Here is a 25,923-nt window from a genome sequence, read left to right as displayed (position 1 = left end):
ATATGGACAAGATCGACCGAATGCGCGCCTTTGCGCTGGTGGCGCAGAATGCCTCGTTCACATTGGCGGCCCAGCGGCTTGGGCGGTCGTCTCGTCTGGTCAGCAAATACGTGGCCGATCTGGAGGAGGCGCTGGGCGTTCAGCTTCTGAACCGAACCACCCGCAGTGTATCCCTGACGGATGCGGGGACGACCTACTTGGCGATGTGCGAACCGCTTTTGGACGGGTTTGACGAAATGGAAGAGGCGGTGCGCAATGCGCAGACCTCTTTGCGCGGTGTGATACGGATTTCCGCGCCGACAGGGTTCGGCTCACTACGGCTGGCCCCGTCGCTGGCGGCTTTTGTCGAAAAGCACGCTGAGGTCGAGATTGATCTCAACCTTTCAGACCGTCGGGTGTCGATTATCGAAGAAGGTTTGGATTTGGCGATCCGGATCGGGCCGACACGAGACAGTTCCCTCAAGATGCGCCGGTTGGGGCCGATGCCGCTGATTGTGTGCGCGTCTCCGGCCTATCTCGAACGTGCAGGTGTGCCCGCGCATCCAAGTGCCCTGGCCACGCATGAGTGCATTCTGGACGGCAATATGAGCGACCCTGCGGTCTGGCGGTTTGATGTCGATGGCAACGAGGTGGTGGTTCACGTCAATGGTCGCCTTCAGGCCAATGCGCCTGCGGCCTCGGCGCGGTTAGCCGCTGCAGGAGTGGCCGTTGCCAGATGCCCGGCCTACACGGTGGCCGATGCCCTTAGGTCCGGGGAATTGGTCGAGCTGTTCGCCGAACACCGTGTCACACCTTACGTTGTGGCCGCACTTTTCCCGCAGAACCGACGCCTGACCACGCGGGTCCGCGCGTTGATCGACCATCTGGCGAGCGATGACTTGATCTGCAACGCCGGGGCGTGACGGCTATGCCTTCGGGTGCCTAGGCCCTTGACCAATCCCTAGCCCCTTGTTTTCGTAGGTTCGAGCGATGGGCAACCCTCACTGCATTCAGTTTTTGAGGGGACGCCCGCAGCCGTGGAAGGGATGTAATGGCCGAAATCGAACGTTGGCTGAACAAGCACGGACTGGCCAAATACGCCAGCGCCTTCGCCGACAATGAGATTGAGCTGGGCGACCTGACAGAGCTGACCGACGAAGATCTGGTGACCATTGGGTTGCCTCTGGGGCCACGGCGGCGGTTCATGAAAGCGGTGCGCGCAACCACTGACGGCACCCCCCGACCTCAAAACACGGCACTGGGCGCGTCGATCGTGGCCGAACGCCGTCAGCTGACGGTCATGTTCATTGATCTGGTCGGCTCGACCGAGATTTCGCAGCGGGTCGATCCCGAAGATCTGGCCGAGGTTCTCCGGCTGTTCAAAGAGACCTGCGCGGCATCCGTTGCGGATTTTGATGGTCAGATTGCAAGCTATTACGGCGACGGGATCATGGTGTTCTTCGGGTTTCCGCTCGCCCATGAAGAAGACCCCGAGCGTGCCATCCGCGCCGGGTTGCGTATCATCCGTGAAGTGCCTGAGATCCGCACTCACGCAAAACTCCAGGTGCGGATCGGGATCGCCACCGGTCTGGTCGTGGTTGGCGATTTGCGCGGTGAGAAGATGTTCGAAGACGGCACCGCGATGGGTGAGACACCCAATCTGGCCGCCCGTCTTCAGGCGATGGCGGAACCCGGCACCATGATCGTGTCACCTCGGACCCATCAGTTGGCCGGTGGGGCCTTCGACTATGTGCTGCAAGGGTCTTTCAAGTTGAAGGGGTTCACGAAAGAAGTTGAGGCGTGGCAAGTGATCGGCGCGCGCGACACGGACAGTCGTTTCAGGCGCATTGAGGGTGCCTCGCTCGGCCCTCTGATCGGTCGCATGACAGAATATGAGACGCTGAGCGACAAGTGGAAGCTGGCCAGTGAGGGCGAAGGTCAAATCGTGCTGGTGTCCGGAGAGCCGGGGATCGGGAAATCGCGACTGATCGAGGAGTTGCGGCAGAAAGCCCCTCAAGGCGCGCATGAGCAAATCCGACTGCAGTGTTCGCCGTACCATTTTGCCAGCTCGTTTTATCCGATCATCCGGCGGCTTCACCATGTTGCCGACCTGCGATCTGAGGACTCGGATGAGGCAAAGCTGGAGAAGATATCGTCGGTTTTGAAAGACCCTTCAGATCAGGTTCTGCGATTGGCTGCGTCCCTATTGTCGGTCCCGTTCGAGGATCGGTTGGGGCCACTGACCCTGACGCCGCAGCAGATCATGGATCAGACACATGAGATGTTGTTGGACCATTTGCTAGCCCATGCATCGGAAAAGCCGGTTTTGCTGTTGTTTGAGGACGCGCATTGGCTCGATCCGACGACAAAGGCGCTAATGGATCGGCTTGTGGACCGTCTTAGGGATCTTCCGGTGATGGTCGTGATGACCTTCCGGCCCGAGTTTGACCCAGGTTGGGCGTTGCAATCCAACCTGACAAAAGTGGTTCTCAGGCAGCTTGATTTTCAGGACGTTAAACGCATCGCAAATGAGGTAGCGCGAGGGCAGGACATCCCCGACGCCATGTATGAACTGGTGGCGGCCCGATCCGATGGCGTGCCGCTTTACGTAGAAGAGGTGACGAAGGATCTGTTGGAATCCGGCGATATGCCCGATGCTCCAATCGCCCGCGCCAGCGGAGGGGCCTCTGCTGCAAGCTCGGTTCCCAGTGCCTTGCATGATGCGCTGATGGCACGTTTGGACCGCCTGAGCTCGGCCAAGGAAGTGGCGCAGATCGGGGCTGTGATCGGGCCTCAATTCTCGTACCCGCTGATCTCGAAAGTGTCGCGTTTTAGCGACACCGTGTTGCGGTCCGGTTTGGACCTGTTGGTTGAGGCTGGCATCGTCACGACCTCGGGCGATGATGCGTTGCAGATCTTCAGCTATCGCCACGCCCTGATCCGCGACACCGCCTATAACAGTCTTCTGAAAACCGAACGCCGGGTTCTGCACGCGCGGGTCGCCAAGACGCTGGACCAGAAAACCTCAGCGGTCGAGGATGCAGGCCCCGAAGTTCTGGCCCATCACTATACCCTTGCAGGTATGGTGGATGAGGCGATTGACTGTCGCTATCTGGCCGGTCAGCGCGCCGTCAAACGCTCGGCCAATACCGAGGCGAATACGCAGCTGTCCCTGGCGCTTGATCTGCTGGGCGACCAGACGACCAGTCCTGAGCGTGACAAGCGAGAGATCGAGATACAGACCCTGCGCGCAGGGGTTCTGCGCTCGACGGCAGGTATCGCCGCAGATGAGACCGGTTCGACCTATGCCCGGATACGGGACTTGTGCGAACGCATGGATGAGACAGAGAACTTGTTCCCGGTCCTCAACGGCCTCTATTCCTTTCACCTGGTTCGGGGTGAGTATGATTTGGCGCGGGTCGTGGCGCGGCAACTTCTGGACTTGGCGGACACATCAGGCGAAACGCAACATCAGATGGTAGCCCATCGGGCGATGGGCGCGGTGCTGTTTCATATCGGAGAGCTGGACCCCGCCCACACGCATCTCGAACAGGCGCTGGCGCTGTACCGCCCCGAACGCGATGCGCATCTGGCCTATGTCTATGGGTCCGACCACGCGGCCATAACCTCTTGCTTCCTGAGCCTCGCAACCTGGATACGTGGTGAGCCGGACAAGGCGTTGGAGATTCAGACTCGGGCGGTTGAGGCTGCCCGCGACCTTGAACATGCCCATAGCGTTGCGCAGGCTCTGACTTACCTGTGCATGCTGCACCTACTGCGCCGCGATCCGGACGCTGTGACGCAGGCCGTGGAGCAACTGGAAGAGCTGTCGAACAAGCACGCGTTCACCTTTATGACACTGACAGCCAATGTCTGGAGAAGCTGGGTCAAGGCCTATGCATCCCCCGGCCCGGAAACGATCCGCGACCTGAGAAAGGCGTCTGAAGCATGGTGGGCCAGCGGAGCGGGTAATCACAAACCGTTCTTCATGACACTGATTGCCGAAGTCACGCTTGCCATGGGCGACCATGAAGGTGCGTTGACCGCTTTGGCGGAAGCGCGTGAATATCAGCGTTTGACCAACGAGGGGTGGGCACAGGCAGAAACCGACCGGGTTTTTGCGCTGGCGAAATCCTCGACCAGTCCAGCCGAGGCGGAGTTCCGGCAGGCTTTGTCTCGCGCACAGGACCAGAGGGCGCGGATGTTTGCCCTGCATACGGCCATAGATTTCGCCCGAACCTGCGAGCGGTTTCACTGCGCGGCGATTGCAAAAACAGAGCTTCAGGCGGCGGCTGAGGCGATCTCGGGCGGGGATGAAACGGTTGAGATGCGCCTCGCTCGTGAGTTGTTGGCCGGGGTTGAAACGGCCTAGGCGCGCATCCGTACGTGTTCAGGATCATAGGGTGAGGCAGGGATGACCTGCGCGTCGATCAAATCGCCGCACATGTCGATCTGCACACGGGTGCCTTCGCCCGCCAGCGCTGGATCAATGAACGCGTAGGCCAGGTTCTGCCCGACCCGATGACCCCAATCGCCCGAGGTGACGGTGCCCACCACAGTGTCGCCCTGCATCAATGAGGCCCCGCCATGAGCCGGTGCTTGGGTGGCGTCGATCTGCAGCGTCACGAGTTGCTTGCGCTTTCCGCTGGCGTGGCGTTCAGACAGGGCCTCCTTGCCGATGAACTCGCCTTTGTTCAGGTTTACGAACCGATCCAAGCCGGTTTCATATGGGTCGAATTCCGTGAGAATGTCGGATTTCCAATGCAGAAAACCCTTTTCCATCCGCATGGATTCCACCGCGCGCGCGCCAAACAGCTTCATGTCATGGGCCTCGCCCGCCGCGCGCAAGGCAAGAAAGGCCGCGTAGAGTGAGGCGTTGGGGACGTGGATTTCATAGGCCAACTCGCCCGAGAAGCTGACACCCATGACCGTGGCCGGGGCGAACCCGACGAAACATTCGCGCACGGACAGCCAGGGGAAGGCCTCTTTCGACCAGTCGCCGCGCGCGCAGGAGGACAGGACATCGCGGGCCTTGGGGCCAGCCAGAACCAGAATGGTCTGGTCATTGGTCAAGGAGCGGATCTGAACATCCTCATCCTTGCGAATGTGCTGGGTCAGCCAATCCATGTCGTGATATTCGCTGGCCGCAGCCGAGCCGTACCACACACGCTCTGGCCCCCGATCCGAGGCAGGCAGGTTTGCCACGGTGGCTTCAGCTTTGACCATGCCGTGGTGGTTCAGAAGGTAGCCCAGACCCACGCGGCTGCCGCGCTTCGTGACCGTGCCGCAGATCATACGATCGAGGAAGCTGTGGCGATCGGTACCGGTGATCTCGAACCGGTTGAAGCCGTTGACTTCGCACAGGCCAACATTCTCCTGAACGTTCTTCACGTCGGCGGCGACGATGTCGAACGCCTCGTCAAAGTTGTAGGTAAGGGTCGGGTGAAAATCGGGCGATGGCTTGATGTAGTCCATCCGCTCCCACCCGTTCACAACGGTAAACTCAGCCCCTTCTGCTGCCAGTACGGGCGTCAGCGGGGTCGTCTTGGCCGGGCGTCCGGCGGGGCGATGTTCATGCGGGAAGTGGAACCGGAATTCGTTCTGATAGTCCTCGATAGCTTTCAGTGAGGTCAGTTCCACATTCGTATGACCGGTGAACCGCCGCGGATCGAGGCACCATGTGTCATAACAGGCTTCACCATGCACGATCTGTTGCGCCAGCAGCCAGCCATGGCCGCCACCTTCGCCCAGACCCGCGCGCAGGCCGATGATGCAGAAGGCGTTGCGTTTGCCGGGGATCGGACCCACCAGCGGGGCTCCGTCGATGGTATAAGTGATCGGCCCGTTCACTATGGACCGAATGCCGGTCTCTTCTAGAGCAGGCATACGCTCAAACGCTCCGGCAAGAACGTCCATGACACGCTCCAGATCGTCCGGGCAGAGGGCATTCACAAAGTTCGGATCAATCCCGTCCATGCCCCAAGTTTTGCAATCCTGCTCATAGAACCCGACCAGCAGCCCACCCTTTTCCTGACGGCAGTAATAATCGCTGATTGGGCAGCGCAGCAGAGGCATCCGGTGACCGGCTTTGGCAATACCGGGGATGTCTTCGGTCAGGAAATACTGATGCTCCATCGAGGCTACGGGATGGTGAACCCCCATCATCGCGCCCACTTCGTTTACGCGGTAGCCACAGGCATTGACGACGATGTCACAATCAATGTCGCCATGTTCCGTATGCACAGTCCAAGTGTCATCCTTGTGTTGGGTCAGCGCGGTGACCGGCGTATTGCGATAGACCTCGGCGCCAGCTTTGCGAGCGTGATAGGCCAGCGCCTGACACAGCTGGGCCGGGTCGATGTCTCCGTCCAGAGGGTCCCACAATCCACCCAACAAGTTGGTGGTTGAGATCAAGGGGTGCCGGCGGGCGCATTCCTCGGCATCGATCACCTCAAAATGCACCCCCATCCCGCGCGCCATCGAGGCGAAGTGGCGATAGCCTTGCATCTGCGCCTCGGTATTGGCCAGGCGGATGCCGCCATCGGCGTGGTGGTAGTTGATCGGATATTCGGGGTTTTCGGAGAGTTCTTTGTACAGGTTGATCGAATGCGTCTTCAGCCCGACCATGGTCTGGTTCATGCCGAAATTTGTCACCTGCGCTGCCGAATGCCATGTGGTACCACTTGTCAGCTCGTTCCGCTCGACCAGAACCACGTCGCTCCAGCCTTCCTGCGTCAAGTGGTAGAGCGCCGAGCAACCAGCAATGCCGCCGCCGATGACAACAACTTTGGTACGGGATTTCATGACGGGTGAGCCTCCGGAGTTCGCTTGCCCCGCATACGAAGTCCGTTTGTCACCATGTGCAATTGTAGAGTGATATATTGAGACGTTATCAAAATTAGAAATCTATTTTTTCGAAGTAAAAGAGATGATCTTGCGCCACGGGCAACAATTCCTCTTGCTTGATGTCACAAACCCCCTTTTTCAAAGGACTGGGAATGGCTGGACAGCGTAGCAAGCGAGGTGGGCGCGAAGGGCGTCTGGCACAACGGGCAGCCAAGCCCGCGTTTGATCCATGTCCGCCCGGTCAGATCGGTGGGATGTATAAGCCGCTCAGCGAAGCCGACCTGCGCCGCATCTATGATACTGCCCTCGACTTGCTTGAGAAACTGGGTATCGGTGAGGTGCCGGAGAGACTGCACAACGATCTGTTGGCCGTGGGTGCCGTGGACAACGGTAGAGGACGCGTTCTTTTCCCGCCTGAGCTCGTCGAAGAGGCGATTGATCAAGCCGCAAAGACCTTCACCTTGCATGGCCGCGATCCCAAGAGGTCGATCGAAGTTGGTGGCAACAAAGTGTATTTCGGAACCGGCGGCGCTGCGGTGCAGACGCTTGATATGGAAAGTGCGCTCTATCGGCCTTCGACCCTAAAGGACCTGCATGCCTTTACGCGGCTACAGGACACGCTGGCGAATATCAGCTGGTTCACACGTTGCTGCGTGGCGACCGATGTGCCGGACAACTATGATCTGGATGTTAACACCGTTTTCGCGCTGCTCAAGAACACCACCAAACCGACGGCGACGTCCTTCACGCTGGCCGAATATGTCGCTCCGATAGTCGAGATGCTGGACATCGCCGCAGGAGGGCCCGGAGAGTTTGCCAAACGCCCGTTCATGAAGGCGCATATCAGCCCGATGATATCGCCCATGCGTTATGGCGAAGATGCGGTGGATGTCACTTACGCATGCATCAAACACAATATTCCGATCTCGTGCATCACGGCGGCGCAGGCCGGAGCAACGGCGCCTGCGACCTTGGCGGGGTTTCTGGCGCAATCTCTGGCGGAAACCTTAGCGGCCCTATTGATGGTCCACGCAATCCAGCCCGGTTTTCCGATGGTGTTTTCGAACTGGCCTTTGGTCATCGACCTGCGCACTGGGGCATTTTCTGGCGGCAGCGGAGAGACAGCGGTGTTGAATGCCGCGTCGGCGCAGCTGTCCAATTGGCTTGGTTTGCCGTCTGGCGTGGCCTGTTCGATGACCGATGCCAAGGCCATAGACGCGCAATATGGGATGGAGAAAGGCATAACCTCCATGGCTGCGGCTTTGGCGGGTGGAAACTTGATCTACGAAAGCTCTGGCATGACTGCATCGCTGTTGGGGGCCAGTTTCGAGGCTTTCGTGCTGGATGATGAGATGCACTCCAACACCTATCGCGCCTTGCGCGGGGTCGAGGTGACGGACGACAACCTCGGGTTCGATGCGATTTGTGATGCCGTTCTGGGCGATGGGCACTTCTTGGGTGGCCAGGACACTCATGCCGCGATGGAGCGTGATTACTTCTACCCCACACTTGCTGATCGAGCTGAGCCGCGCACATGGGCCGAAAATGGCGCGCAAGATGCATGGGGTAGGGCAAGGGCTCGCGCGGGCGAGATTCTTCGCGAACACAACCCCTCGTACCTCACGCCTGAGCAGGAGGAGGCCATCCGGTCTCGGTTCAAAATTCTGATCTGATCATTCTACCAGTTTGAAGCTATCCGCCAGCCACGGAGTTTTCTCATATTGCGCAGTCAAAGCGTGATCTCGGATCAGTGCGCGCATCTTGCCATCTATCAGGTCCAACACGGACCGCGAACAATCGGGTGTAGAGACAATCGCAAGGGTGCGGGCAAAGCTTTTGCCCGGAAACTTGTGCATGCTGAGTTTTGGGTGAAACCTTTTGGCACGCGAGAACAGCAAAGGGGTGGTGATGGTCCAGCCCGCACCTGCGGCGACCATCGCCATCAAAGTCTGGTTGTTGCTGCATTCGAAATTGGACTGCGGTGAAAGCCCCAGCCGCCGCATTTGGGACTCGATCTGACGGGCGATGATCAGATTGCCGGAAAACCGCAAGAACGGCAGTTTGGTGCGCCCTTCGACAATGTCCGAAAGGGATTTCTCGCTAAACCGAGGGAGGACGACCACAAACGGGTCTCGTAACAACGGGCGATCCTGTAGGTCCCGTAGCCGTTCCTCTGGGGTGGTCGTGATCCCCAGATCAAGATGTCGGTTGCGCAGCATCTCGACAATAGCGTGGCTGGAATCGGTGTGGTACATGAAATCGCTGCTCGGCATATGGCCCGAAAGAAAGACGGCGAGTTCAGGGATGATATCGCTGTCGAAATCCTCGATCGTGCCGATCCTGAGGTAACTCGCTTCGGCAATATTCCCGGCGGATGCTTCGGCCTTGGCATTACGGATGGCATAGAGCGCATCGCTGATATTGCGCAGAAAGACCTGCCCTTTTGGCGTCAGAACCATCGGCCTGCGCGAGTGGTTGAACAGCTCGACCCCAAGGTGGTCTTCGAGATTGCGCAAGTGATGCGAGACAGTGCTGATGGTCAGGCCGGTCTCTTCAGCTGCGGCCTGAAGCGATCCTTTCTGGGCGCAGATCTGAAACAACTCCAAGCCTTTAAGGTTCAGGTCTTTGGAGGCTGAATGGCGGGGCATGTTTCCTCGGCGCGAACTAGGCGTGAATTAGCTACAATGATTTGAAATTATTGTTGGTAAATAATCAAATCAACGAAAAGCCGCACCTACTAACCGGTACGCCACAATCTTCTCGTGTTGCAGATGACACAACAGCGTGAAGATACGGTATTCCTTTTTTCTTTCGCCCTATCGTTCTTTATTCGTACCCAAGAAAAATGGCACGATCCTGCGGATGTCGTGCAAATAGGTAGTGAGGCAACTCAGGTTGGAAAACGGCCTTCTCTTTTCGATTCTGCCCGATGCCACGGCATGTGAAAGCTGCGTCTCCGTACCAATTGTCCGCAGCCCGGAGGCCAACCATGCTTGATGCTCGCATCCGCCCTCTGATCGATCCGCCGCTGAACGCGATTGGGCGGGGGTTGGCGGCGCGTGGTGTCTCGGCTGATCTTGTGACTCTGACGGGTCTGGGCTTCGGCCTCTTGGCCGCTGGGGCGATCGTGCTGGGTCTGCAGGTTCTGGCCGTCCTGTTCATCCTGTTGTCGCGTCTGGCGGATGGTCTGGATGGGGCAATCGCGCGCGCTGGGCGAAAGACCGACTTTGGCGGCTACCTCGATATCACCTGTGACTTTCTGTTCTACGGCGCGATTCCCATGGCGTTTGTCTGGGCGGACCCGTCGGCAAATGCCATGGCCGGGGCATGGCTGCTGGTCAGCTTCTACTTTAACGGCGCGACCTTTCTGGGTTATGCGATCCTGGCCGAAAAACGCGGGTTTAAGACGCAGAAACACGGTGCAAAGTCGCTCTACTTCACTGGTGGTCTTCTGGAAGGCACTGAAACCATTGCCTTCTTCATCGCAATTTGCCTGCTGCCCAACTGGTTCGGCCCGATGGCATGGGCGTTTGGCACGGTTTGCTTTGTCACCGCCATTTCGCGCATCCTGTTGGCGCGGCAGGTCTTCACTCACTCGGAATAAACGCAAGGAAAACCCATGAAACATCTATTTGCTGCCCTCTGCGCGGCGCTGGCCGGAACAGCATGGGCTGAACCTGATCCCGCAAACTGGCAGGACGTTCTGGATGAGGCCAATGGCCAGACCGTCTATTGGAACGCATGGGGTGGTTCGACCACTATCAACGATTTTATCGAATGGGTCGGAACCCGCGTCGAAGAGGAGCATGGCGTCAAGCTTGAGCATGTGAAACTCACCGATACGGCCGATGCGGTCAGCCGGGTGATTGCCGAGAAGTCTGCGGGTCAGGACAAAGATGGAGCGATTGATCTGATCTGGATCAACGGTGCCAATTTCAGTGCCATGAAAGAGGCAGATCTTTTGTTCGGCCCCTTTGCTGAGGCTCTGCCCAACTGGCGGTTCGTAGATGTGGAAGGCAAGACCGTCACTACCGATTTCACCGTTCCGACCGAGGGGTTCGAAAGCCCTTGGGCCATGGCGCAGGTCGTGTTCATCTATAACAGCGAGGCTCTGCCCGAACCGCCTAAATCCTCTGAGGCAATTCGTGAATGGGCGGCTGCGAACCCGGGTCGGTTCACGTTCCCTCAGCCCCCTGACTTTCTGGGAACGACGTTCCTGAAACAGATGCTGATTGAACTGGTCGAAGACCCGGCCATCCTGCAACAGCCCGCTGGTGACGACTATGCGCAGGTGACGGCGCCGCTGTGGGACTGGCTGCAGGATGTCACGCCGGACCTCTGGCGTGCAGGTCGCGCCTATCCGCAAACCGGGCCAAGCCAACTGCAGCTGATCAATGATGGAGAGGTCGACATGGCGATCAGCTTCTCTCCGGGTGAGGCGACAACGGCCATTGCCAACCAACAGCTGCCGGAAAGCGCGCGGACTTTCGTTCTAGAGGATGGAACGCTGGGCAATGCCAGCTTTGTTGCGATCCCCTACAATGCCTCGGCCAAGGCGGGTGCCATGGTCGTTGCAGATTTCCTGATGAGCCCCGAGGCGCAACTGCGAGCGCAAGACCCGGATGTATTGGGCTTTAGCACCGTGCTGGACATGGCCGCTCTGCCCGCTGACGATCGCGCCGGCTTCGACGCGTTGGAGCTGGGCGTGGCAACCCTTTCGCCCGCTGAGCTTGGCCAAGCCTTGCCCGAGCCGCATCCAAGTTGGATGACCCGGATCGAAGCGGATTGGGCCGAGCGTTACGGCGTTGGCAACTGACCTCAGCCCCGGCCAACGATGGGGGCTGGCACCGACGCTGACGATAGCGTTGCTGCTGGGTCCCATCGCAGCTGGGCTTTTGGGAACGATCCTCCCGGCCTTCGGAGGCATGCGCCCGGACGGGCAAAACGGGTTCTCGTTTGATCCATGGGCGCGCCTCTGGGCAGAGCCCGGCGTGGGCCAAGCCCTATGGTTGTCGTTCAAAACCGGTTTCCTTTCAACGCTTGGGGCGCTGATCGGGTGTTTTCTGCTGATCGCAGGTTGGCAGGGCACGCGCGCGTTTTCGCGGCTCGAGGCGCTGCTGTCGCCCCTTTTGTCTGTACCCCATGCGGCAGCCGCGCTGGGGCTGGCGTTCCTGATTGCGCCGTCTGGCTGGATTGCGCGTCTGATCTCGCCTGGTCTGACGGGATGGACCCGCCCTCCCGACGTGTTGATCCTGCAAGACCCCGGCGGGTGGTCTTTGATTGCTGGGCTGATGATTAAAGAGTTGCCGTTCCTGTTGCTGATGTCGCTGGCCGCGCTGCCTCAGATCAAATCGGCCGAGCGGATGCGCGTGACGCAAGTGCTGGGCTACGGCAGGGTCCGAGGGTGGTTTCTGGCCGTGATGCCCGCGCTCTATACGCAGATCCGGCTGCCGATCTATGCAGTCTTGGCCTACGCGATGTCGAATGTGGATGTCGCAATGGTATTGGGGCCGTCGCGCCCGCCGACGCTGTCCATGTTCATCCTGCGCTGGATGACGGACCCCGATTTGGCCCTGCGCGCACCCGCTGCTGCGGCTGCGTTGGTTCAATTGGGGCTGGTGGCCGCAGCCATCATGGTCTGGCGGGGGGGTGAAAGGGCCGTGGCCGCGCTGATCAACCGTGGTGTGGAAAGCGGAACGCGCGGCATGGGCTTGCGCGACACCATCCTCAGAACCCTTGGCCTCGTGGTGTCACTCACGGCTGGGGTCGCGGTGTTTGGCGGGCTAATCAGCCAACTCATCTGGTCTTTCGCCGGACGTTGGAGGTTTCCCGACGCGTTACCGAGCAGCTTCAGCCTAATGGCCTGGGAGCGCCACGGCCCGGACGCGGTAGAGGTCACCTTGGTCACCTTGGCACTAGCCTTTGCCACCGCACTGATCGCCCTGGTTCTGGTGATCGGCTGCCTGAACGCAGAACTCCGCACCGGGCGTGCAATGAACAGAACCGGGACGGTTATATTGTACCTACCGCTCATCCTGCCTCAGATTGCTTTCCTGCCGGGCCTGCAGATCCTGATGATCCAGATCGGAGCGGCACAGGGCATCCTTCCCGTGATCCTGACCCATTTGGTCTTCGTTCTGCCCTACGTGTTTCTGGCCATGGCGGGCCCCTACCGCGCGCTCGACCGCCGCTATGCCACGATTGGGGCCGCTATGGGGCTGAGACCGGTTGGAGTGCTCTGGCGTATCCGGCTGCCAATGTTGCTAGCTCCGATCTTGACGGCGCTTGCGGTGGGGATGGCGGTGTCAGTCGGCCAATATCTGGCCACTCTTCTGGCCTCGGGCGGGCGGTTGAACACGTTGACGACCGAGGCTCTGGCCCTGTTCTCAGGCGGCGATCGCCGTGCGATAGGGGTCTGGACCATCGCACTGGCGTTCACGGCATGGCTGCCGTTTCTGCTGGCCTTGATGATCCCCAGAATTGTCTATCGCAACAAAAGCGGACTACGCCATGATTGAACAGGGCCTCTCACTGGATCAGCTTTCGATCTCTCATGCCGATGGCAGAGGACTGGTGCAGCTATCAGCTGACATTGCGCCCGGAGAGGTTCTGAGCCTGATGGGGCCGTCCGGGGTTGGGAAATCCACCATTCTTTCAGCGATCACCGGAACTTTGTCGCCCGCCTTTTGTCTTGAAGGGCGCATAGCGTTGAATGGGCGGGTTCTGAATGCCCTGCCGCCTCAGAAGCGGCGCGTGGGGATCCTGTTTCAGGACCACCTGTTGTTCCCACACCTGTCTGTTGGTCAGAATGTCGGCTTTGGCCTGCCGCCCCGTACCCCGGACCGGGCCGCGCGCATTCAGGCCGCCCTGTCCGAGATCGGGCTGGACGGGTTTGAAGCCCGCGATCCAGAGACCCTGTCCGGAGGTCAGCGCGCCCGAGTGGCTCTGATGCGGATGCTTCTGGCGGAGCCCGATGCCTTGCTTTTGGATGAGCCTTTCTCGCGTCTCGACGTTGGTCTTAGGGACAGAATGCGGGAGCTCGTCTTTACCCGAGCCCGCGCGGCACGGCTGCCGGTTTTGTTGGTGACGCACGACATCGCCGATGCCGAAGCCGCAGGGGGCAGGGTTGTGACTCTGCCTGAATAGCGGTGTTGGTCGAGATATTCAGCCTTGCCTAATTCGCCAATCCGGACAGATATTTGATCGCCGTCAGGCTTGGCAGGAACGTGTACGCACCACCGCGTGTATGGATCAGGCGGGGAAAGCCGTGCAGTCGGATCGTGCCGCCATCGGGCAGGCTGAGGTCGAACCAGCTGGTCTCCGGCGTGTTCGCCCCCAGCAGAGGGTCATTGGCCCCTGTGATTGACGGGTCGTGCAGGCCGAGGTTGATCCAGTCGCACATCACCGCTTCGAACTGCGCGCCGATATTGGCGCCGATGAAGCTGCCCAGTAAGCCGCGTTCGGCGGTGTCGGGGTTTTGGGGGTCGAAATCCGGGCCGTAGGACATGCCGCGCCGCACCAGACGTCGCGTGTAATTGGCGATGCGTTGCACGATCCGACCGCCACGCGGGTTGCCTCTCCGTAGATGCGAGCCGGCGGGACAGCGGGAGTGGGCGTTGTAGTTGAAATTGGTCAGTGAGACTTCATGCTCGGGCCATTGAGCGTCCGGTGACAGCTCATAGGGGACGCCGTTGCGCCAGCGCCCGCACATCTGGGCCGCGACGACCTCGCGCAGCGCGCCGTGGATATCCAGGTCTTCGCCGATGCGATCCAGATTATTCGGATCGACCAGTTTGTCGCGATCCGGGTGATCCATCAGATCATCGGCGGCTTTGTCCAGATAGGCCTCGAAACCGGCTGCATCCTGCGCCAGAACTCGGAACGCATTAAACGACCCGTTGAAACCAAGCGCATTGGGCGAGGGGACGCGAAACACCACGCCCTCTTGCCGTGTGGGATAGCCCAGCAGGGCGGTGCCAAGTGGGTCGATTGGCTCGTCGACACCGGCTTGCTCGGGGTCATAGACCTGTTCGAACCGGGGCTGGGAAATACCGTCGACATAGCCAAAGAACACCTTGCTGTCGGCCAGATTGCGACCGTCGCGTTTGCCCAGAATGGTGAAGGCCGCGCCAACCTGTTTCTCGACCAGGTCGAGGTGATCCAGGACGTCGGAATAGACCGACGCCATGATGTGAACCCGGTCAGGTTGATCAAACGGAGCCGGCCAGTGATCCGGTGCGCTGGTGCCGAAATCGCCCAGTTTCATCGCGCGTTTCGTCATGCCCTGCATGAATTCGCTGGGGAAGGTTTTCAGATCCTCGGGCGCAGTGCCAAGGGCGCGCAGCCCGGCATAGGTGAGGCCGATGTTGAAACAGAAGGGCGGTTTGACCTCCCACAACACCCCTCGGGTGATTTCGGGGACGGTGTCACTGCCGCCATCGATAGCGGTTGCCAGAAACTGGCGGGCCGCGGCGCGGTCGGTGACTTCAAGAAACAGATGGCGCACCAGATCGCGGCGGTAACCGCGCAGGATGTTGCCCTGAATGTCGGCGAGATCGAGTTTAGCAGTCACCAGCCTTGTCCAAATTTTTGGCGCACTTGCGCGGCGGAAACGCCCGGATAGGCGCGATAACCGCCCCCCAGCGACAGGTTAGGGTTCGCGTAGAGTTGCAGAACAAACGCACGCGGGAGGGTTTCCAGACGATGCGGCGGCTGGTTCGGAGGCAGCCCTTTGGCCTCATCCTGAAGGCCGAACAGGTCGGTCGGGAAATCGGGGGCCTGAAACAGGTCGTGTTCATGGACCCAGTCGATGAACTCCTCGACGTTGTGCTCGGTCGGGATCAGGTGTTCCGCCCCGTCCACGAGCGAGATGACGTCGTTGAACACACTGCCGATGGTGGTGATGAAATCCCGAATGTAGTTGCTGAAATCGCCGTCATAGACCGAAATCATGCAGATCTTGTCGTCGATCAGCAGAAACCGGGCGAAATGCACCGTTCCGACATTGTCGAGCCCTGCAAATATCTCTTCGACATTTTGCGCGATGGCCAGTGCAGCATGGGCACGTCCAGCGGGCGAGGGGTCTTTCAGTGGCATGATCAGGTTCATCATGCGCTGCACGTTCTCGCTGGGTTGCGGCGAGGGGCGCGGGCCACCGGGCAGTTTCGGCTTTGGGTCGCGCCAGTGCCAATAGGGCACAACGATGTAGCGCGACAGAAACTTGAACCATCCCCGATCCGGCAGGGTGTTGACATAGCGATTGAACCAACTGTTCTGACGAGTCATGACCTTACCCCTTCGAAAACGGGCAGGGGGACCCGCCGCGCCAAGCGCTTGAGATTTTGTACGAGTCGATGCGCATTTTCAGCACTGGATCATCCGAAGCCTCGATGCCGGGGGGCAGCAAACCGGGATTGAAGCTGAGCTTTTCGGACTGTTCCACCTGATCCTCGGGCACCGCATTCAGCGTCAGCATACCCATCAAGATCCGCTTGCGATGAGGCGGCCAGGGGCGCGCGGAGTTGTTGAAATCGTCTCCGACCTCACCGATTGTCATCATTAGCGAAAACCGCGCAGGTTCCTTGGCGAGACGTTCCCTAAGTTCAGCCTGCAGATAGTCATCCACCGGTGTCTCATCCGGGTCGGTGTTCAGCACACCTGCGATGGGTTGCCACGAAAACCGCACCCAGCGGCGCACGCCTTCGGCTCCGGTCACGATGAATGTATGGCAGGCGTGATAGGCCGCCCGCGCGTAGCTGGTCGGCGCTCCGATCTGGGCGGCTTGTAACACACCAAGCTGAGAATAGGCGTTTCGGTCGGCAAACCCGATGGCACCTTCGTCCGGGCTGATCGTCTCGCCCGGATAGGGGTCGCGTTCAGGCAGCATCAGCTGAAGGTAGCTCCAGATTTTCTGCCAAGGGGTCTGACCATTGTAGAGCTTGGGCTTGGCGGCTTCGGCGAAATCCAGAAACGTCTCGGGGGTCTGGGTGAAAAACTCGGGCAGATTCATCGCGATCAGGTCGGTATCGGAGCCATCAGACAGGTGAAACCGAACCGCCAGCCCCCGGACATCGGACCAGCCGTCATGCACCACAGCGCAGCCCGATCCGTTCGAAAACCGAACAATCACATCCGTCTTTTCATTGGTGAAGTGATCCGCGGCGCAGAAATTCCGGGCGATGGGCGTGGGCTTGAAATAGCCGGTCGCACTGATCCCGATTGTGTGAACGGGGCGCAGGGCCAGATCACCATCAGGACGATGCAGAACTTCTACCAGCTTCTCGGCAAGGCCGGGATCGCTCATGACTTGACCACCTGTTAACTGAAGTTACCCCAAAAATGTGGCGTTAACCATAAACACTGGTCGGGCAAAGGCAACAGGAAGAATACATAAAACCCGGCGAAGCCACTGTTTGATCACACAAAACTGAGGGCGGCTACCATTTGTTCAGCATCTCTTTGGCATGGGTCCAGTATTCACTTTGCCGACAGGTGTAGAATGCCTTCTCCATCAGATCGTAGGATTCAGGTCGGTGTGTCGCCAGCCCCACGACCTTGGGTAGCGAAGGGTTCAGGCGCACCATCCGCTCTTTCAGCACAAGATGGGCCATCCAATGCTGGTTCTCAGCCGATGTGGTCAGCAGCAGTTCGATCAAAGCCCCCCGAGGCGCGCCCGACGTGATGCCGAACCATTTCAACAGGCCCCAGTCGTCGGGGTTCTTGATCATCTCCTCCGAGATATCTGTGGGCTGTTGCCCGGTGCCGATCGACAGAGCCTCGATATGTGCCAAACCCTCGGCTCGGCCTGCCGCGATGGCCACGTTGATGCCGTTCATCACCGGGTTGTTGGCAAAGGCCCCGCCATCAGCGAAATAGCCATAGTCCACCCCGTCAGAAATGATCTGATGCGGCGGGAAATAGGATGGCGCGGCCGAGCTTGCCATGGCGACGTCCAGCAGGCCGACATCGCTCATATCCAGCCATTTTTCGTAGCCCAGCGTCTGGTTGGTGATAGTAAACGGCGACCACCCTACCTTGTCGCTGCGATGAAGGCATACGGTGTTGACCGCCAGAACCAGATCCGGCGAAAGAGAATTGACTTTGCGGTCTCCCACGAGACTGCGCCCGATCTCCTCCAGCCCGGTGGCATTGTATTGCGAGGCGGTGATGCCCGGGCCGCCGCCGAGTTTGAACCGCCGCAGCACCTCATCCAGTGCCTTGTCCAGAAAGCTGTGTTCGTTTTCACGAAAAATCTTGTCGGCATCTTCGCGGTAATGCGCGGCAAGCTCGCCGATGAGCTGACCCATATCTTTGCCTTGCGTCCGGCCATCCGCAAGCGCCACGGCGATCAGCCCACCGGTCGAGGTCCCCGCGAACCCGTCGGCCTTGTCCAGAACGCCGGTCTCCTCCTGCAGGCTTTGCAAGATCAGGCAGGTCAGGTAGCCCCTGATCCCCCCGCCATCGCAGGACACAAGTTTGAATACCATTCGATGCGCCTCATCGCTTTTTAGTTGTAAGGGGTTTTAGGATAACTGGGCTGGGAAAAGCCAGCCGTTTTGCGACCCGTTGAGGCTTGTCCCGCATAGCAAATTGGAAAAAGCCTTGCGAAAACCTGTATTTGCAAGCACAGTTCGCCGCGAAAAGGACGGGCTTGGCCCGCAATGGCCGACCCCACCGGGGCCACGGCGCAATCAGGGAGTTGAGGCTATGGCGTTGGAACTACATGAGATGTGCAGCGGGCTGGGCTTTCCAGAAGGTCCGGTTGCGATGAATGATGGCTCGGTCCTGTTCGTGGATATCAAAGAGCAGACCCTCGTGCGCCTGACCGTCGATGGCACCGTCAGTGTGGTGGCCGAAATCCCCGGCGGCCCGAATGGCGTGGCAATTGGACCGGATGGCGCTGCCTATGTCTGCAACAATGGCGGTGTCTATAGTTTCGTGCCCTACGGACCCGACGATATCACTGTTCCCGCCCCCATTCGCCCGCATTATAAGGGTGGGTCCGTGCATCGGGTCGATCTTGAGACCGGAGAGGTCACGATGCTGTTCGATTCCTATGAGGGGAAAGGGCTGATCGCGCCTGACGATCTGGTTTTCGACAAGGAGGGCGGGTTCTGGTTCACCGATACCGGGATCGAGGACGCAGAGTCTACGCGTTATGGCGGGCTGTACTATGCCACGATCGACGGCAAGACCCTGATCAAAGCTGCCACGATTCCGATGCCCAACGGGGTCGGGCTGTCGCCGGATGGCGGCACCGTCTATGTCTCGGACACGGTGTTTGGGCGGCTTTGGGCAATGAAGATCACCGGCAAGGGCCAAGTCGAGCCCGGTCCGATTCCGGGGATGCCGGGGCAGGTGGTGCAAACCTTGCCGGGGTATCAATGGCTCGACAGTCTCAAGGTCGAGGCCGACGGACGGGTCTGCGTGGCGACAATTTTCAACGGCGGGATCACAGTGTTCAGCCCTGACGGGTCGACCGAACATGTCGCCATTCCCGACCTCTTCACGACCAATATGTGTTTTGGCGGAGAGGACATGCAGGACATATGGATCACCGCCTCCAGCACGGGCAAAATCTACAAGGCCAGATGGCCTCGTCCGGGGTTGAAGCTGGAGTTTACGGCTTAATGTAAGGACCGTCGGTTTTGCGCAGTCGAGATCAGCATATGCTTGAGCCATGGCCAATAACGGAGGGTGTGTCGCAGGTGCAATCCGGCGACAAAGAACTAGAAGGACAAGGCCTTGGCCGGACTGCCGAGGCTCAGTCTGCAGGCGTGGGTGTGATAAGCCAGGTAATAACGCTGCGGTCCAGTTGTCGGTAGCCAACGTCGAAGACCGCCCCTGCCGTGACCGTATTATTCAACGATTTGGTCAACCGCAGCCTCAGGACGGTTTCACTGGGCGCGCCGTAGAGTTCGGCATGGTCAAAACCAAAGAACTGTTGAACCGCAGGGAACAGGGCCTTGTAGAGAGTTTCTTTGGCCGAGAATACAAGCGTTGCCTTCAACGCCTGCGCGTCGCTTTCCCGGATCAGCCGGGTTTCCTCGGGCTGCAAAGCGACCTTGAAAATCGCATCCAGTGAGGATCCTTCGGCGATGTCCTCTATATCGACGCCAACCAAGGTGCCGGGCTGATCGGTGATAATCGCCGCACAGCGCCCCTTTGAATGCGTGATCGAACCTGCGACGCCTGCGGGCCAGATCGGCTCACGGTTGGGACCTGTGGCGATCTGCGTCGACGCATGCCCCGTTGACGCCAAAGCGGCCATGGCTACGGCACGGCCTGCCAGATACTCGGCCTTTCTCTTTTCAACGGCCCTGTCCAAACGATCCGGCCGGTCGACGTCCAACGTCGTGAAAAGGCCATCTTCAAAACGAGATTGATCAAACCTCGCGATCACAGCAGTCGCTGTCGCAGACCCGATGTCCATGGCCACCACGTCCATCAGGAACTCATCGGAGCGCGTTTCCAGGGAAGAGAGGTGTTGGGCGGGCAGTGTCATGGCCCCCTTGGCTTCCCTCAAGCGTCGCGCCACGTCAATCCGGTTTTTCAAATTGTATGACGCCTGCACAGTGTGGCAGCTTGAATTGTCGCAAACCATTTGAAGGCATCCGCCAAAACCCATCGCTCGCGCAGAGGGTTGAGGGGCTAAGCGCCCCTCATGTCTTCAAAACGCTTAGACGCGTGCCAGACTGCGACCGGAATTGGATCATGTGTCAGAACGTGCGGAGATATCGGCCTTTGTCCACACGCAGTCATGGTCAGAAAGCGGTGTGCCAGTGGCCGAGATTGAACTCAGCACGCCTTTGTCTGCGGGCGTGAAACCCCGCCCGGCCAGCCAATCCAGTTTCATCTTTCGGTCCGGGTGTGGCGTAATCAGACTGGGGCGGGTCGTGTCGCCCTCGGCCGTAAACTCCCACGAATAGCCCTGATCTTCGGCCAGTGCGAACAAGGTTTCGCGGCGCCAGTCGAAATCGGGGGGAAGGTGGTTGCCGGTGTTCAGATCTCCTCCGATCAGAACTGGCATGTCGGGGGCGAAGGCGTCAATCTCCCGTAGCAGAAGTTCGAACTGAACTTGCCGGTGTTCAGCGGCGGAATTGCTTTCCAGATGCGTGGAGACCACGCAGATCGGCCCCCTTTCGGTTGGCACAACGGCGGCAATAGCCATGCGCCCGCCGACCCGGGGTTGTTCAGGGTCTGCTGCCCCGCTTTCGGGGGTGAACCAATGGCCGTGGTCGTCCAATCGGATCAAAGCTGTGCGCTCAAACGGGACCGAGGATAGAACGGCGTTGCCGTGCCAGCCGGTTGTGTTGAAATCATCGGTGCAAAAGGCGCGCTCGGTCGGGCCACCCAGGTCAAGCTCGTGAAACTCGACGCCAAAGGCGTAGGTCATGCCAAGGGCGCGAGCGACCTCTTCGGTGGTGTGTCGTTGCGCGGTGCGGGCCATGCCGCAATCGACCTCGGAGAGCAGAACGATATCTGGCGCAATCGGGTCCAGATGCGCGGCAGTCTCTTCGGGAAATAGGCAGCGTTCAACATTCCAGGCGGCGACGGTGATCTGCGCGGGCAGTTGCGCTGCGGTCGCCTCGCCGCCCAATTGCAGCGCGTTCATAGCCAGCAAGGATGCCATCAGCGAGCGATGCGCCTGCGTTGTGCGCGGGGCGGCCAGGATTTCAGCCCGCTGGTCAGATGTGACAGCGGGCAAAGTCGCGACAGTTTGTGTGATCAAAGGACTTTTCCCGTTTCCACGTCGAACAGGCGTAGGGCGTCGTGTTTCAGGGTGATGCGGGTCTCGCCCGTGTGCACGCTATGGTCCTTGCCGACCATGACGGTAAACGGCTGATCCGCAAGTGTGCCGTGCAGCAGACGATGCGCGCCAAGTTCTTCGAGGATGTCGACCTGGAACGAGACGGATCCGTTCTCATCCAGTTCGACATCCTCGGGACGTACACCCATGGTCACCGGGCCGCTGACGGCCTGTGGCGCGGGCATCAGCCCGTCATAGCCGTTGAGGCGGACCTGTCCGTCTGACGCTTCGGCCTCGATCAGGTTCATGGGTGGGGCACCCATGAACGAGGCGACGAAGGTAGAAGCCGGATTGTGGTAGATCTCGGAGGGGGTACCGATCTGCTCAATCCGGCCTGCGTTCAAAACGATGATCCTGTCGGCCATCGTCATCGCCTCGACCTGGTCATGGGTTACGTAAACTGCCGTCGTGCCAAGACGACGCTGCAGGGCTTTGATCTCGATCCGCATCTGGTTGCGCAGCTTTGCATCGAGGTTCGAAAGAGGTTCATCAAAGAGGAACAAGGCGGGGTCGCGCACCACCGCGCGCCCCATGGCGACGCGCTGGCGTTGACCACCGGACAATTGCGCCGGTTTGCGGTCCAGATATTCAGTCAGGTTCAGCATCTTGGCGGCGTCTTCGACCTTGGCGGCGATCTCGGACGCGGGCGTCCCGCGGTTCTTCAGGCCATACCCGATGTTCTTGCGCACCGTCATATGCGGGTAGAGGGCGTAGTTCTGGAACACCATCGCAATGTCCCGATCCGCCGGGTCCACATCATTGACCACCCGGTCGCCGATTTTCAGCGTACCTTCGGTGATATCCTCAAGCCCCGCGATCATCCGCAACAAAGTGGATTTGCCGCATCCCGAAGGGCCGACCAGAACGACAAACTCGCCGTCCTGAATGGTGAAGCTAGTGGTCTGAACGGCCTTGAAGCCGTTAGGATAGACCTTGCGGATGCCCTCTAATGATACCTGAGCCATGCGCGTATTCCTTATTTGTCGGATTCTGTGAGGCCCTTGACGAACCAATTCTGGAAGAAGATGACGATCGCCACCGGCGGGATCATCGCAACAATGGCCAGCGCCAACGCTTGTCCATGCTCGGGGATCTGACTGTCGGTGTAGGTCAGCACGATCTGCTTGATGCCCCGGACCAGCGTGAAGAAGCTTTCATCCGTCGTGATCAGCGTCGGCCACAGGTACTGGTTCCAGCCAAAGACGAACATGATGATGAAGATCGCTGCAATCATTGTGCGGCTGAGCGGGACGAGGATGTCGATGAAGAACTTCCACGGCCCTGCGCCATCGATCCGGGCCGCCTCGGCCAGTTCTTCGGGGACGGACATAAAGAACTGCCGGAAGAAGAACGTGCCTGTGGCAGATGCGATCAGGGGAACGATCAGACCGGTATAGGTGTTGGTCAGGCCCAGTTTCTGGATCGCTTCGTAGGAAGGCAGGATGCGGACCTCAAGCGGCAGCAACAGGGTGGTGAAGATCACCCAGAAGGCCAGCGTTGCAAAACGCAGACGGAAATAGACGATGGCATAGGCGGCCATCATCGAGATGATGATCTTGCCCACGGCAAAGCCGATGCCCAAAATGAAGGAGTTCATCAGCATCAAGGTTCCATCAACTGTCTGCGTGAATCCGCCTTTTTCAAACATGGCGGCGTTGAAGTTCTTGCCCAGGTCGTCGCCAAGGCCCAGTTGGATGCCCTCGCGGTGGATGGTGACCGCATCGTGGCTGGCCGTGGTCAGCGCCAGCAGAGGCGGTAGGATCATCAGCAAGGACCCAAGGATGAGGACAAAGTGGTCTCCGATCGTTTCCCAGCGGATTCGGCGGGATTTGCGGGTCACGGCGGGTGTGTCGAGTGTGGTGTCGGCCATGATATCCTCCCTCAGGTATAGTGAATCCGGCGTTCCACCAGCCGGAACTGGAAGACGGTCAGGATCAGAACAAGGGCCATCAACACAACGGATTGCGCGGATGATCCGCCAAGGTCGTTGCCGCGGAAGCCATCCAGATACACCTTGTAGACAAGGGTCATCGGGTTGTTGCCCGGCTCACCCTTCATCAGTGCGTCGATGATGCCGAATGTGTCGAACAAGGCATAGGTGATGTTGATGATCAGCAGGAAAAACGCGGTCGGGGCCAGCAGAGGAAAGGTCACATCCCAGAACCGCCGCGTGGATGAACGGTTGTCGATCATGGCCGCCTCGCGGACCGAGCGTGGGATGGATTGCAGGCCCGAAAGGAAGAAGATGAAATTGACCGGGATCTGTTTCCACACCGCGACGATGATCATTGCCGTTGCGGTGGCGTTGTAGTCAACGCCCAGTTTGAACTCCCAGCCGAACAGCCCGAAGAACTTGGTCATGGGGCCGGTGCTTTGATCAAAGAACAGAATGCCCAGAAACCCTGCTACCGGGGGTGCGATCGCGTAGACCCACATCAGCAGGGTGCGATAGGATCTCGCCCCTCGGATCACCTTGTCAGCCTTGACCGCCAGCAACAGCGCGATGGCCAGTGAAAAGAAAGTGACCAGAATGGAGAAGACAACCGTAAACCACGCGATGCGTTTGTACTGATCATTGCCCAGCAATGAGGTGTAATTGTCCGCCCCCACAAAGGTCGAGCCGAACCCGAACGGGTCCTGCAAAAAGAACGACGATTGCAGCGCCCATCCAGCGGGCCAGTAGAAGAAGATGGCGATGATCATGAGCTGCGGCAGCAGCAGCGCCACAGGAAGCCAGATAGTGTCGAAGCCCGCGCGTTTCATTGTTAGTCCAGTTGCAAAATGGGGGATGGCCGCGCCCAAAGGCGCGACCATCTTGGGGGTGATCCCAGAACCTTAGCCCTGAGTCTTGGCGAAGCGTGCCAGCAATTCGTTGGCTTCGGCTTCAATGTTCTGGAAAGCGCTTTCCACGTCGGTCTCACCGGTCAGGATACGGCCATACTCGCGGTTCATGATGTCGCGGATCTGAACGTAGAAGCCCATGCGGTAGCCCTTGGTGTTGTCACCGGCCTTGGCTTGCAGCTGGTTTACGCCAACTTCGGCGGCAGGGTAGCGGTCATAGTGGCCGTCTGCCTTGGCGGCTTCATAAGCGGCCTCGGTGATCGGGACATAGCCGGTTTCCTGGTGCCAGAAATACTGTGTCTCAGGTGCGGTCAGGAAGCGGAAGAACTCGGCAGTTGCCTTGTTTTCCTCGTCCGACTTGCCCGACATCGCGAACAGAGCTGCGCCACCGATGAAGGTTTGGGTCGGCTCAGCAGTGACAGCTTCCCAATAGGGCAGCTCAACCGCGCTGAATTCAAAGCCCAGGTCTTTCTGCAGCAGGCCGCCGAAGGAACCGGACGAGCCCAGCCACATCGCAACTTTGCCTTCTTCGAACGGTTTTGCGTTGTCACCCCAACCGGTGCCATACCATTCGAACATGCCGTTGTCTTTCCACTCGGTCACGGCGGTGAAGTGCGCCTTGATCGCGTCGTTGTTGACGAGGATCTCGGTGTCCATGCCGTCATAGCCGTTGTTGTTGGTCGCAAACGGCAGGTTGTGGCGCGACATGAAGTTCTCGGTGAAGATCCAGGGCAGGTGCGACTGGCTGAGCGGGATGTAGCCTGCCTCTTTCAGCGCCGGTGCGGTGGTCGACTGGAATTCTTCCCATGTCTTCGGCGGGGTCACGCCTGCGGCTTCCAGAGCGTCGACATTGTAATACAGGATCGGGGTCGACGAGTTGAACGGCATCCCGATCATCTTGCCATCGCTGTCGGCATAGAAATAACGCACGCCGGCGATGTAATCGTTGATGTCGAATTCGACGCCGTTTTCAGCCAGCAGGTCCTGAACCGGAACGGTTGCGCCTTTGGCAGCGATCACGGTGGCGGCGCCTGCGTCAAACACCTGCATGATGTTGGGCTGCTCGCCCGCGCGGAAGGCAGCGATCCCGGCGGTCAGCGTTTCTTCGTAGCTGCCCTTGTAGATCGGAGTGATTGTGTACTCGTCCTGTGACTCGTTGAATTTCTCGGCAACCTTGTTGACGGTTTCACCCAGCTGCCCGCCATGGGCATGCCACCAAGTGATTTCGGTTTCTGCAAAAGCTGCGGTCGCGGTGAACGCGAGCGCGGCAGCTGTTGCGCAAAACTTCAGATTGTTCATTTCGATCCTCCGGTTCGGTGTCGGCCCTTTGCAGCAAAAAGGCCGTTGGCACTATGTGCCAGTTTTCATGCAGGCTCCCCTGCGGCGTTTTACGCGCGCAGCCTCCGACCCGCATCAGTGGAACGCGTCCGCAAACTGCACACGTGACC

20 protein-coding genes are annotated in these 25,923 nt (G+C 59.3%); 8 read left to right on the top strand and 12 right to left on the bottom strand.

Features of this window, described 5'->3' with window-relative positions:
* The first annotated feature begins 2 nt into the window (after positions 1–2).
* Together ACR0KL_RS06855 and ACR0KL_RS06850 are read left to right on the top strand one after the other, a co-directional pair.
* Positions 3–902 carry a LysR family transcriptional regulator gene (locus ACR0KL_RS06855; RefSeq protein ID WP_480776807.1) on the top strand — a complete coding sequence of 300 codons (900 nt, stop codon included), beginning with the start codon at positions 3–5 and terminating at the stop codon, positions 900–902.
* Positions 903–1,030: 128 nt separating this feature from the next.
* Positions 1,031–4,351 carry an adenylate/guanylate cyclase domain-containing protein gene (locus ACR0KL_RS06850; RefSeq protein WP_480776806.1) on the top strand — a complete coding sequence of 1,107 codons (3,321 nt, stop codon included), beginning with the start codon at positions 1,031–1,033 and terminating at the stop codon, positions 4,349–4,351.
* Here the strand turns inward: ACR0KL_RS06850 and ACR0KL_RS06845 are convergent.
* Complete coding sequence (locus ACR0KL_RS06845; RefSeq protein WP_170679721.1) at positions 4,348–6,783, bottom strand: GcvT family protein; 2,436 nt, start codon at positions 6,781–6,783, stop codon at positions 4,348–4,350. The two genes, ACR0KL_RS06850 and ACR0KL_RS06845, sit on opposite strands and share 4 nt — an antisense overlap.
* A 194-nt stretch (positions 6,784–6,977) precedes the next feature.
* Between ACR0KL_RS06845 and ACR0KL_RS06840 the strand changes: the two genes are divergently transcribed.
* Entirely contained in the window at positions 6,978–8,498 is a 1,521-nt protein-coding gene (locus ACR0KL_RS06840; protein WP_170679723.1) for a trimethylamine methyltransferase family protein, read from the top strand.
* On the opposite strand, the gene ACR0KL_RS06835 is transcribed toward ACR0KL_RS06840, so the two are convergent.
* Positions 8,499–9,473 carry a LysR family transcriptional regulator gene (locus ACR0KL_RS06835; RefSeq protein ID WP_170679725.1) on the bottom strand — a complete coding sequence of 325 codons (975 nt, stop codon included), beginning with the start codon at positions 9,471–9,473 and terminating at the stop codon, positions 8,499–8,501.
* A gap of 341 nt (positions 9,474–9,814) precedes the next feature.
* On the opposite strand from ACR0KL_RS06835, the gene ACR0KL_RS06830 reads away from it, so the two are divergent.
* The 4 genes from ACR0KL_RS06830 to ACR0KL_RS06815 are packed head-to-tail and all read left to right on the top strand — an operon-like array spanning position 9,815 to position 13,971.
* On the top strand, positions 9,815–10,429 hold the full coding sequence (locus ACR0KL_RS06830) for a CDP-alcohol phosphatidyltransferase family protein (protein ID WP_170679727.1): 615 nt from the start codon (positions 9,815–9,817) through the stop codon (positions 10,427–10,429).
* A 15-nt stretch (positions 10,430–10,444) separates the two neighbouring features.
* Positions 10,445–11,641 (top strand): ABC transporter substrate-binding protein, encoded by a 1,197-nt coding sequence (locus ACR0KL_RS06825; protein ID WP_170679729.1) that lies wholly within the window; start codon positions 10,445–10,447, stop codon positions 11,639–11,641.
* Positions 11,631–13,343, top strand: coding sequence for an ABC transporter permease (locus ACR0KL_RS06820; RefSeq protein WP_480555210.1), 1,713 nt, complete (start codon positions 11,631–11,633; stop codon positions 13,341–13,343). Before ACR0KL_RS06825 ends, ACR0KL_RS06820 begins: the two co-directional genes overlap by 11 nt.
* The gene (locus ACR0KL_RS06815; RefSeq protein ID WP_170679989.1) at positions 13,339–13,971 is read left to right on the top strand and encodes an ATP-binding cassette domain-containing protein; all 633 of its coding nucleotides are present in this window, start codon (positions 13,339–13,341) and stop codon (positions 13,969–13,971) included. The genes ACR0KL_RS06820 and ACR0KL_RS06815 overlap by 5 nt, the downstream gene beginning before the upstream one ends.
* A 28-nt stretch (positions 13,972–13,999) precedes the next feature.
* Here ACR0KL_RS06815 and ACR0KL_RS06810 read toward each other — a convergent pair whose 3' ends face one another.
* From ACR0KL_RS06810 to ACR0KL_RS06795, 4 genes are all read right to left on the bottom strand, one after another.
* Positions 14,000–15,397 (bottom strand): Dyp-type peroxidase, encoded by a 1,398-nt coding sequence (locus ACR0KL_RS06810; protein ID WP_480776805.1) that lies wholly within the window; start codon positions 15,395–15,397, stop codon positions 14,000–14,002.
* Entirely contained in the window at positions 15,394–16,110 is a 717-nt protein-coding gene (locus tag ACR0KL_RS06805) for a hypothetical protein (protein WP_170376913.1), read from the bottom strand. Before ACR0KL_RS06805 ends, ACR0KL_RS06810 begins: the two co-directional genes overlap by 4 nt.
* Positions 16,111–16,114: 4 nt before the next feature.
* Entirely contained in the window at positions 16,115–17,128 is a 1,014-nt protein-coding gene (locus ACR0KL_RS06800) for a catalase (protein WP_170679734.1), read from the bottom strand.
* A 133-nt stretch (positions 17,129–17,261) separates the two neighbouring features.
* Entirely contained in the window at positions 17,262–18,311 is a 1,050-nt protein-coding gene (locus ACR0KL_RS06795) for a patatin-like phospholipase family protein (RefSeq protein WP_170679736.1), read from the bottom strand.
* Positions 18,312–18,531: 220 nt separating this feature from the next.
* Here ACR0KL_RS06795 and ACR0KL_RS06790 point away from each other — a divergent pair, with 220 nt between their 5' ends.
* The gene (locus ACR0KL_RS06790; RefSeq protein ID WP_170679738.1) at positions 18,532–19,455 is read left to right on the top strand and encodes an SMP-30/gluconolactonase/LRE family protein; all 924 of its coding nucleotides are present in this window, start codon (positions 18,532–18,534) and stop codon (positions 19,453–19,455) included.
* 133 nt (positions 19,456–19,588) lie between these two features.
* Here ACR0KL_RS06790 and ACR0KL_RS06785 read toward each other — a convergent pair whose 3' ends face one another.
* The 6 genes from ACR0KL_RS06785 to ACR0KL_RS06760 form a co-directional block, all read right to left on the bottom strand.
* Positions 19,589–20,329, bottom strand: coding sequence for a 4'-phosphopantetheinyl transferase superfamily protein (locus ACR0KL_RS06785; RefSeq protein WP_170679740.1), 741 nt, complete (start codon positions 20,327–20,329; stop codon positions 19,589–19,591).
* 207 nt (positions 20,330–20,536) lie between these two features.
* Positions 20,537–21,553: an endonuclease/exonuclease/phosphatase family protein gene (locus tag ACR0KL_RS06780; RefSeq protein WP_170679991.1), complete on the bottom strand. Its 1,017-nt coding sequence runs from the start codon at positions 21,551–21,553 to the stop codon at positions 20,537–20,539.
* Positions 21,553–22,599 carry an ABC transporter ATP-binding protein gene (locus ACR0KL_RS06775; protein ID WP_170376921.1) on the bottom strand — a complete coding sequence of 349 codons (1,047 nt, stop codon included), beginning with the start codon at positions 22,597–22,599 and terminating at the stop codon, positions 21,553–21,555. Before ACR0KL_RS06775 ends, ACR0KL_RS06780 begins: the two co-directional genes overlap by 1 nt.
* A gap of 11 nt (positions 22,600–22,610) precedes the next feature.
* Positions 22,611–23,504 carry an ABC transporter permease subunit gene (locus tag ACR0KL_RS06770; RefSeq protein ID WP_170640327.1) on the bottom strand — a complete coding sequence of 298 codons (894 nt, stop codon included), beginning with the start codon at positions 23,502–23,504 and terminating at the stop codon, positions 22,611–22,613.
* A gap of 11 nt (positions 23,505–23,515) precedes the next feature.
* A complete protein-coding gene (locus ACR0KL_RS06765) occupies positions 23,516–24,397 on the bottom strand; it encodes an ABC transporter permease subunit (protein ID WP_170376925.1) in 882 nt (293 codons plus the stop codon).
* A gap of 72 nt (positions 24,398–24,469) precedes the next feature.
* Positions 24,470–25,774: an extracellular solute-binding protein gene (locus ACR0KL_RS06760; protein WP_170376927.1), complete on the bottom strand. Its 1,305-nt coding sequence runs from the start codon at positions 25,772–25,774 to the stop codon at positions 24,470–24,472.
* Positions 25,775–25,923 lie beyond the last annotated feature (149 nt).

Source organism: Ruegeria sp. C8 (genome assembly GCF_056537565.1).
Note: the sequence above shows the minus strand (reverse complement) of the source record. Positions and strands in the feature narration are given on the sequence as shown.

Excerpts from the sequence above, each read along its gene's own strand:
- ACR0KL_RS06855 (WP_480776807.1), top strand. The coding sequence starts at position 3 with ATGGACAAGATCGACCGAATGCGCGCCTTTGCGCTGGTGGCGCAGAAT.
- ACR0KL_RS06850 (WP_480776806.1), top strand. The coding sequence starts at position 1,031 with ATGGCCGAAATCGAACGTTGGCTGAACAAGCACGGACTGGCCAAATAC.
- ACR0KL_RS06845 (WP_170679721.1), bottom strand. The coding sequence starts at position 6,783 with ATGAAATCCCGTACCAAAGTTGTTGTCATCGGCGGCGGCATTGCTGGT.
- ACR0KL_RS06840 (WP_170679723.1), top strand. The coding sequence starts at position 6,978 with ATGGCTGGACAGCGTAGCAAGCGAGGTGGGCGCGAAGGGCGTCTGGCA.
- ACR0KL_RS06835 (WP_170679725.1), bottom strand. The coding sequence starts at position 9,473 with ATGCCCCGCCATTCAGCCTCCAAAGACCTGAACCTTAAAGGCTTGGAG.
- ACR0KL_RS06830 (WP_170679727.1), top strand. The coding sequence starts at position 9,815 with ATGCTTGATGCTCGCATCCGCCCTCTGATCGATCCGCCGCTGAACGCG.
- ACR0KL_RS06825 (WP_170679729.1), top strand. The coding sequence starts at position 10,445 with ATGAAACATCTATTTGCTGCCCTCTGCGCGGCGCTGGCCGGAACAGCA.
- ACR0KL_RS06805 (WP_170376913.1), bottom strand. The coding sequence starts at position 16,110 with ATGACTCGTCAGAACAGTTGGTTCAATCGCTATGTCAACACCCTGCCG.
- ACR0KL_RS06800 (WP_170679734.1), bottom strand. The coding sequence starts at position 17,128 with ATGAGCGATCCCGGCCTTGCCGAGAAGCTGGTAGAAGTTCTGCATCGT.
- ACR0KL_RS06795 (WP_170679736.1), bottom strand. The coding sequence starts at position 18,311 with ATGGTATTCAAACTTGTGTCCTGCGATGGCGGGGGGATCAGGGGCTAC.
- ACR0KL_RS06790 (WP_170679738.1), top strand. The coding sequence starts at position 18,532 with ATGGCGTTGGAACTACATGAGATGTGCAGCGGGCTGGGCTTTCCAGAA.
- ACR0KL_RS06785 (WP_170679740.1), bottom strand. The coding sequence starts at position 20,329 with ATGACACTGCCCGCCCAACACCTCTCTTCCCTGGAAACGCGCTCCGAT.
- ACR0KL_RS06775 (WP_170376921.1), bottom strand. The coding sequence starts at position 22,599 with ATGGCTCAGGTATCATTAGAGGGCATCCGCAAGGTCTATCCTAACGGC.
- ACR0KL_RS06770 (WP_170640327.1), bottom strand. The coding sequence starts at position 23,504 with ATGGCCGACACCACACTCGACACACCCGCCGTGACCCGCAAATCCCGC.
- ACR0KL_RS06765 (WP_170376925.1), bottom strand. The coding sequence starts at position 24,397 with ATGAAACGCGCGGGCTTCGACACTATCTGGCTTCCTGTGGCGCTGCTG.
- ACR0KL_RS06760 (WP_170376927.1), bottom strand. The coding sequence starts at position 25,774 with ATGAACAATCTGAAGTTTTGCGCAACAGCTGCCGCGCTCGCGTTCACC.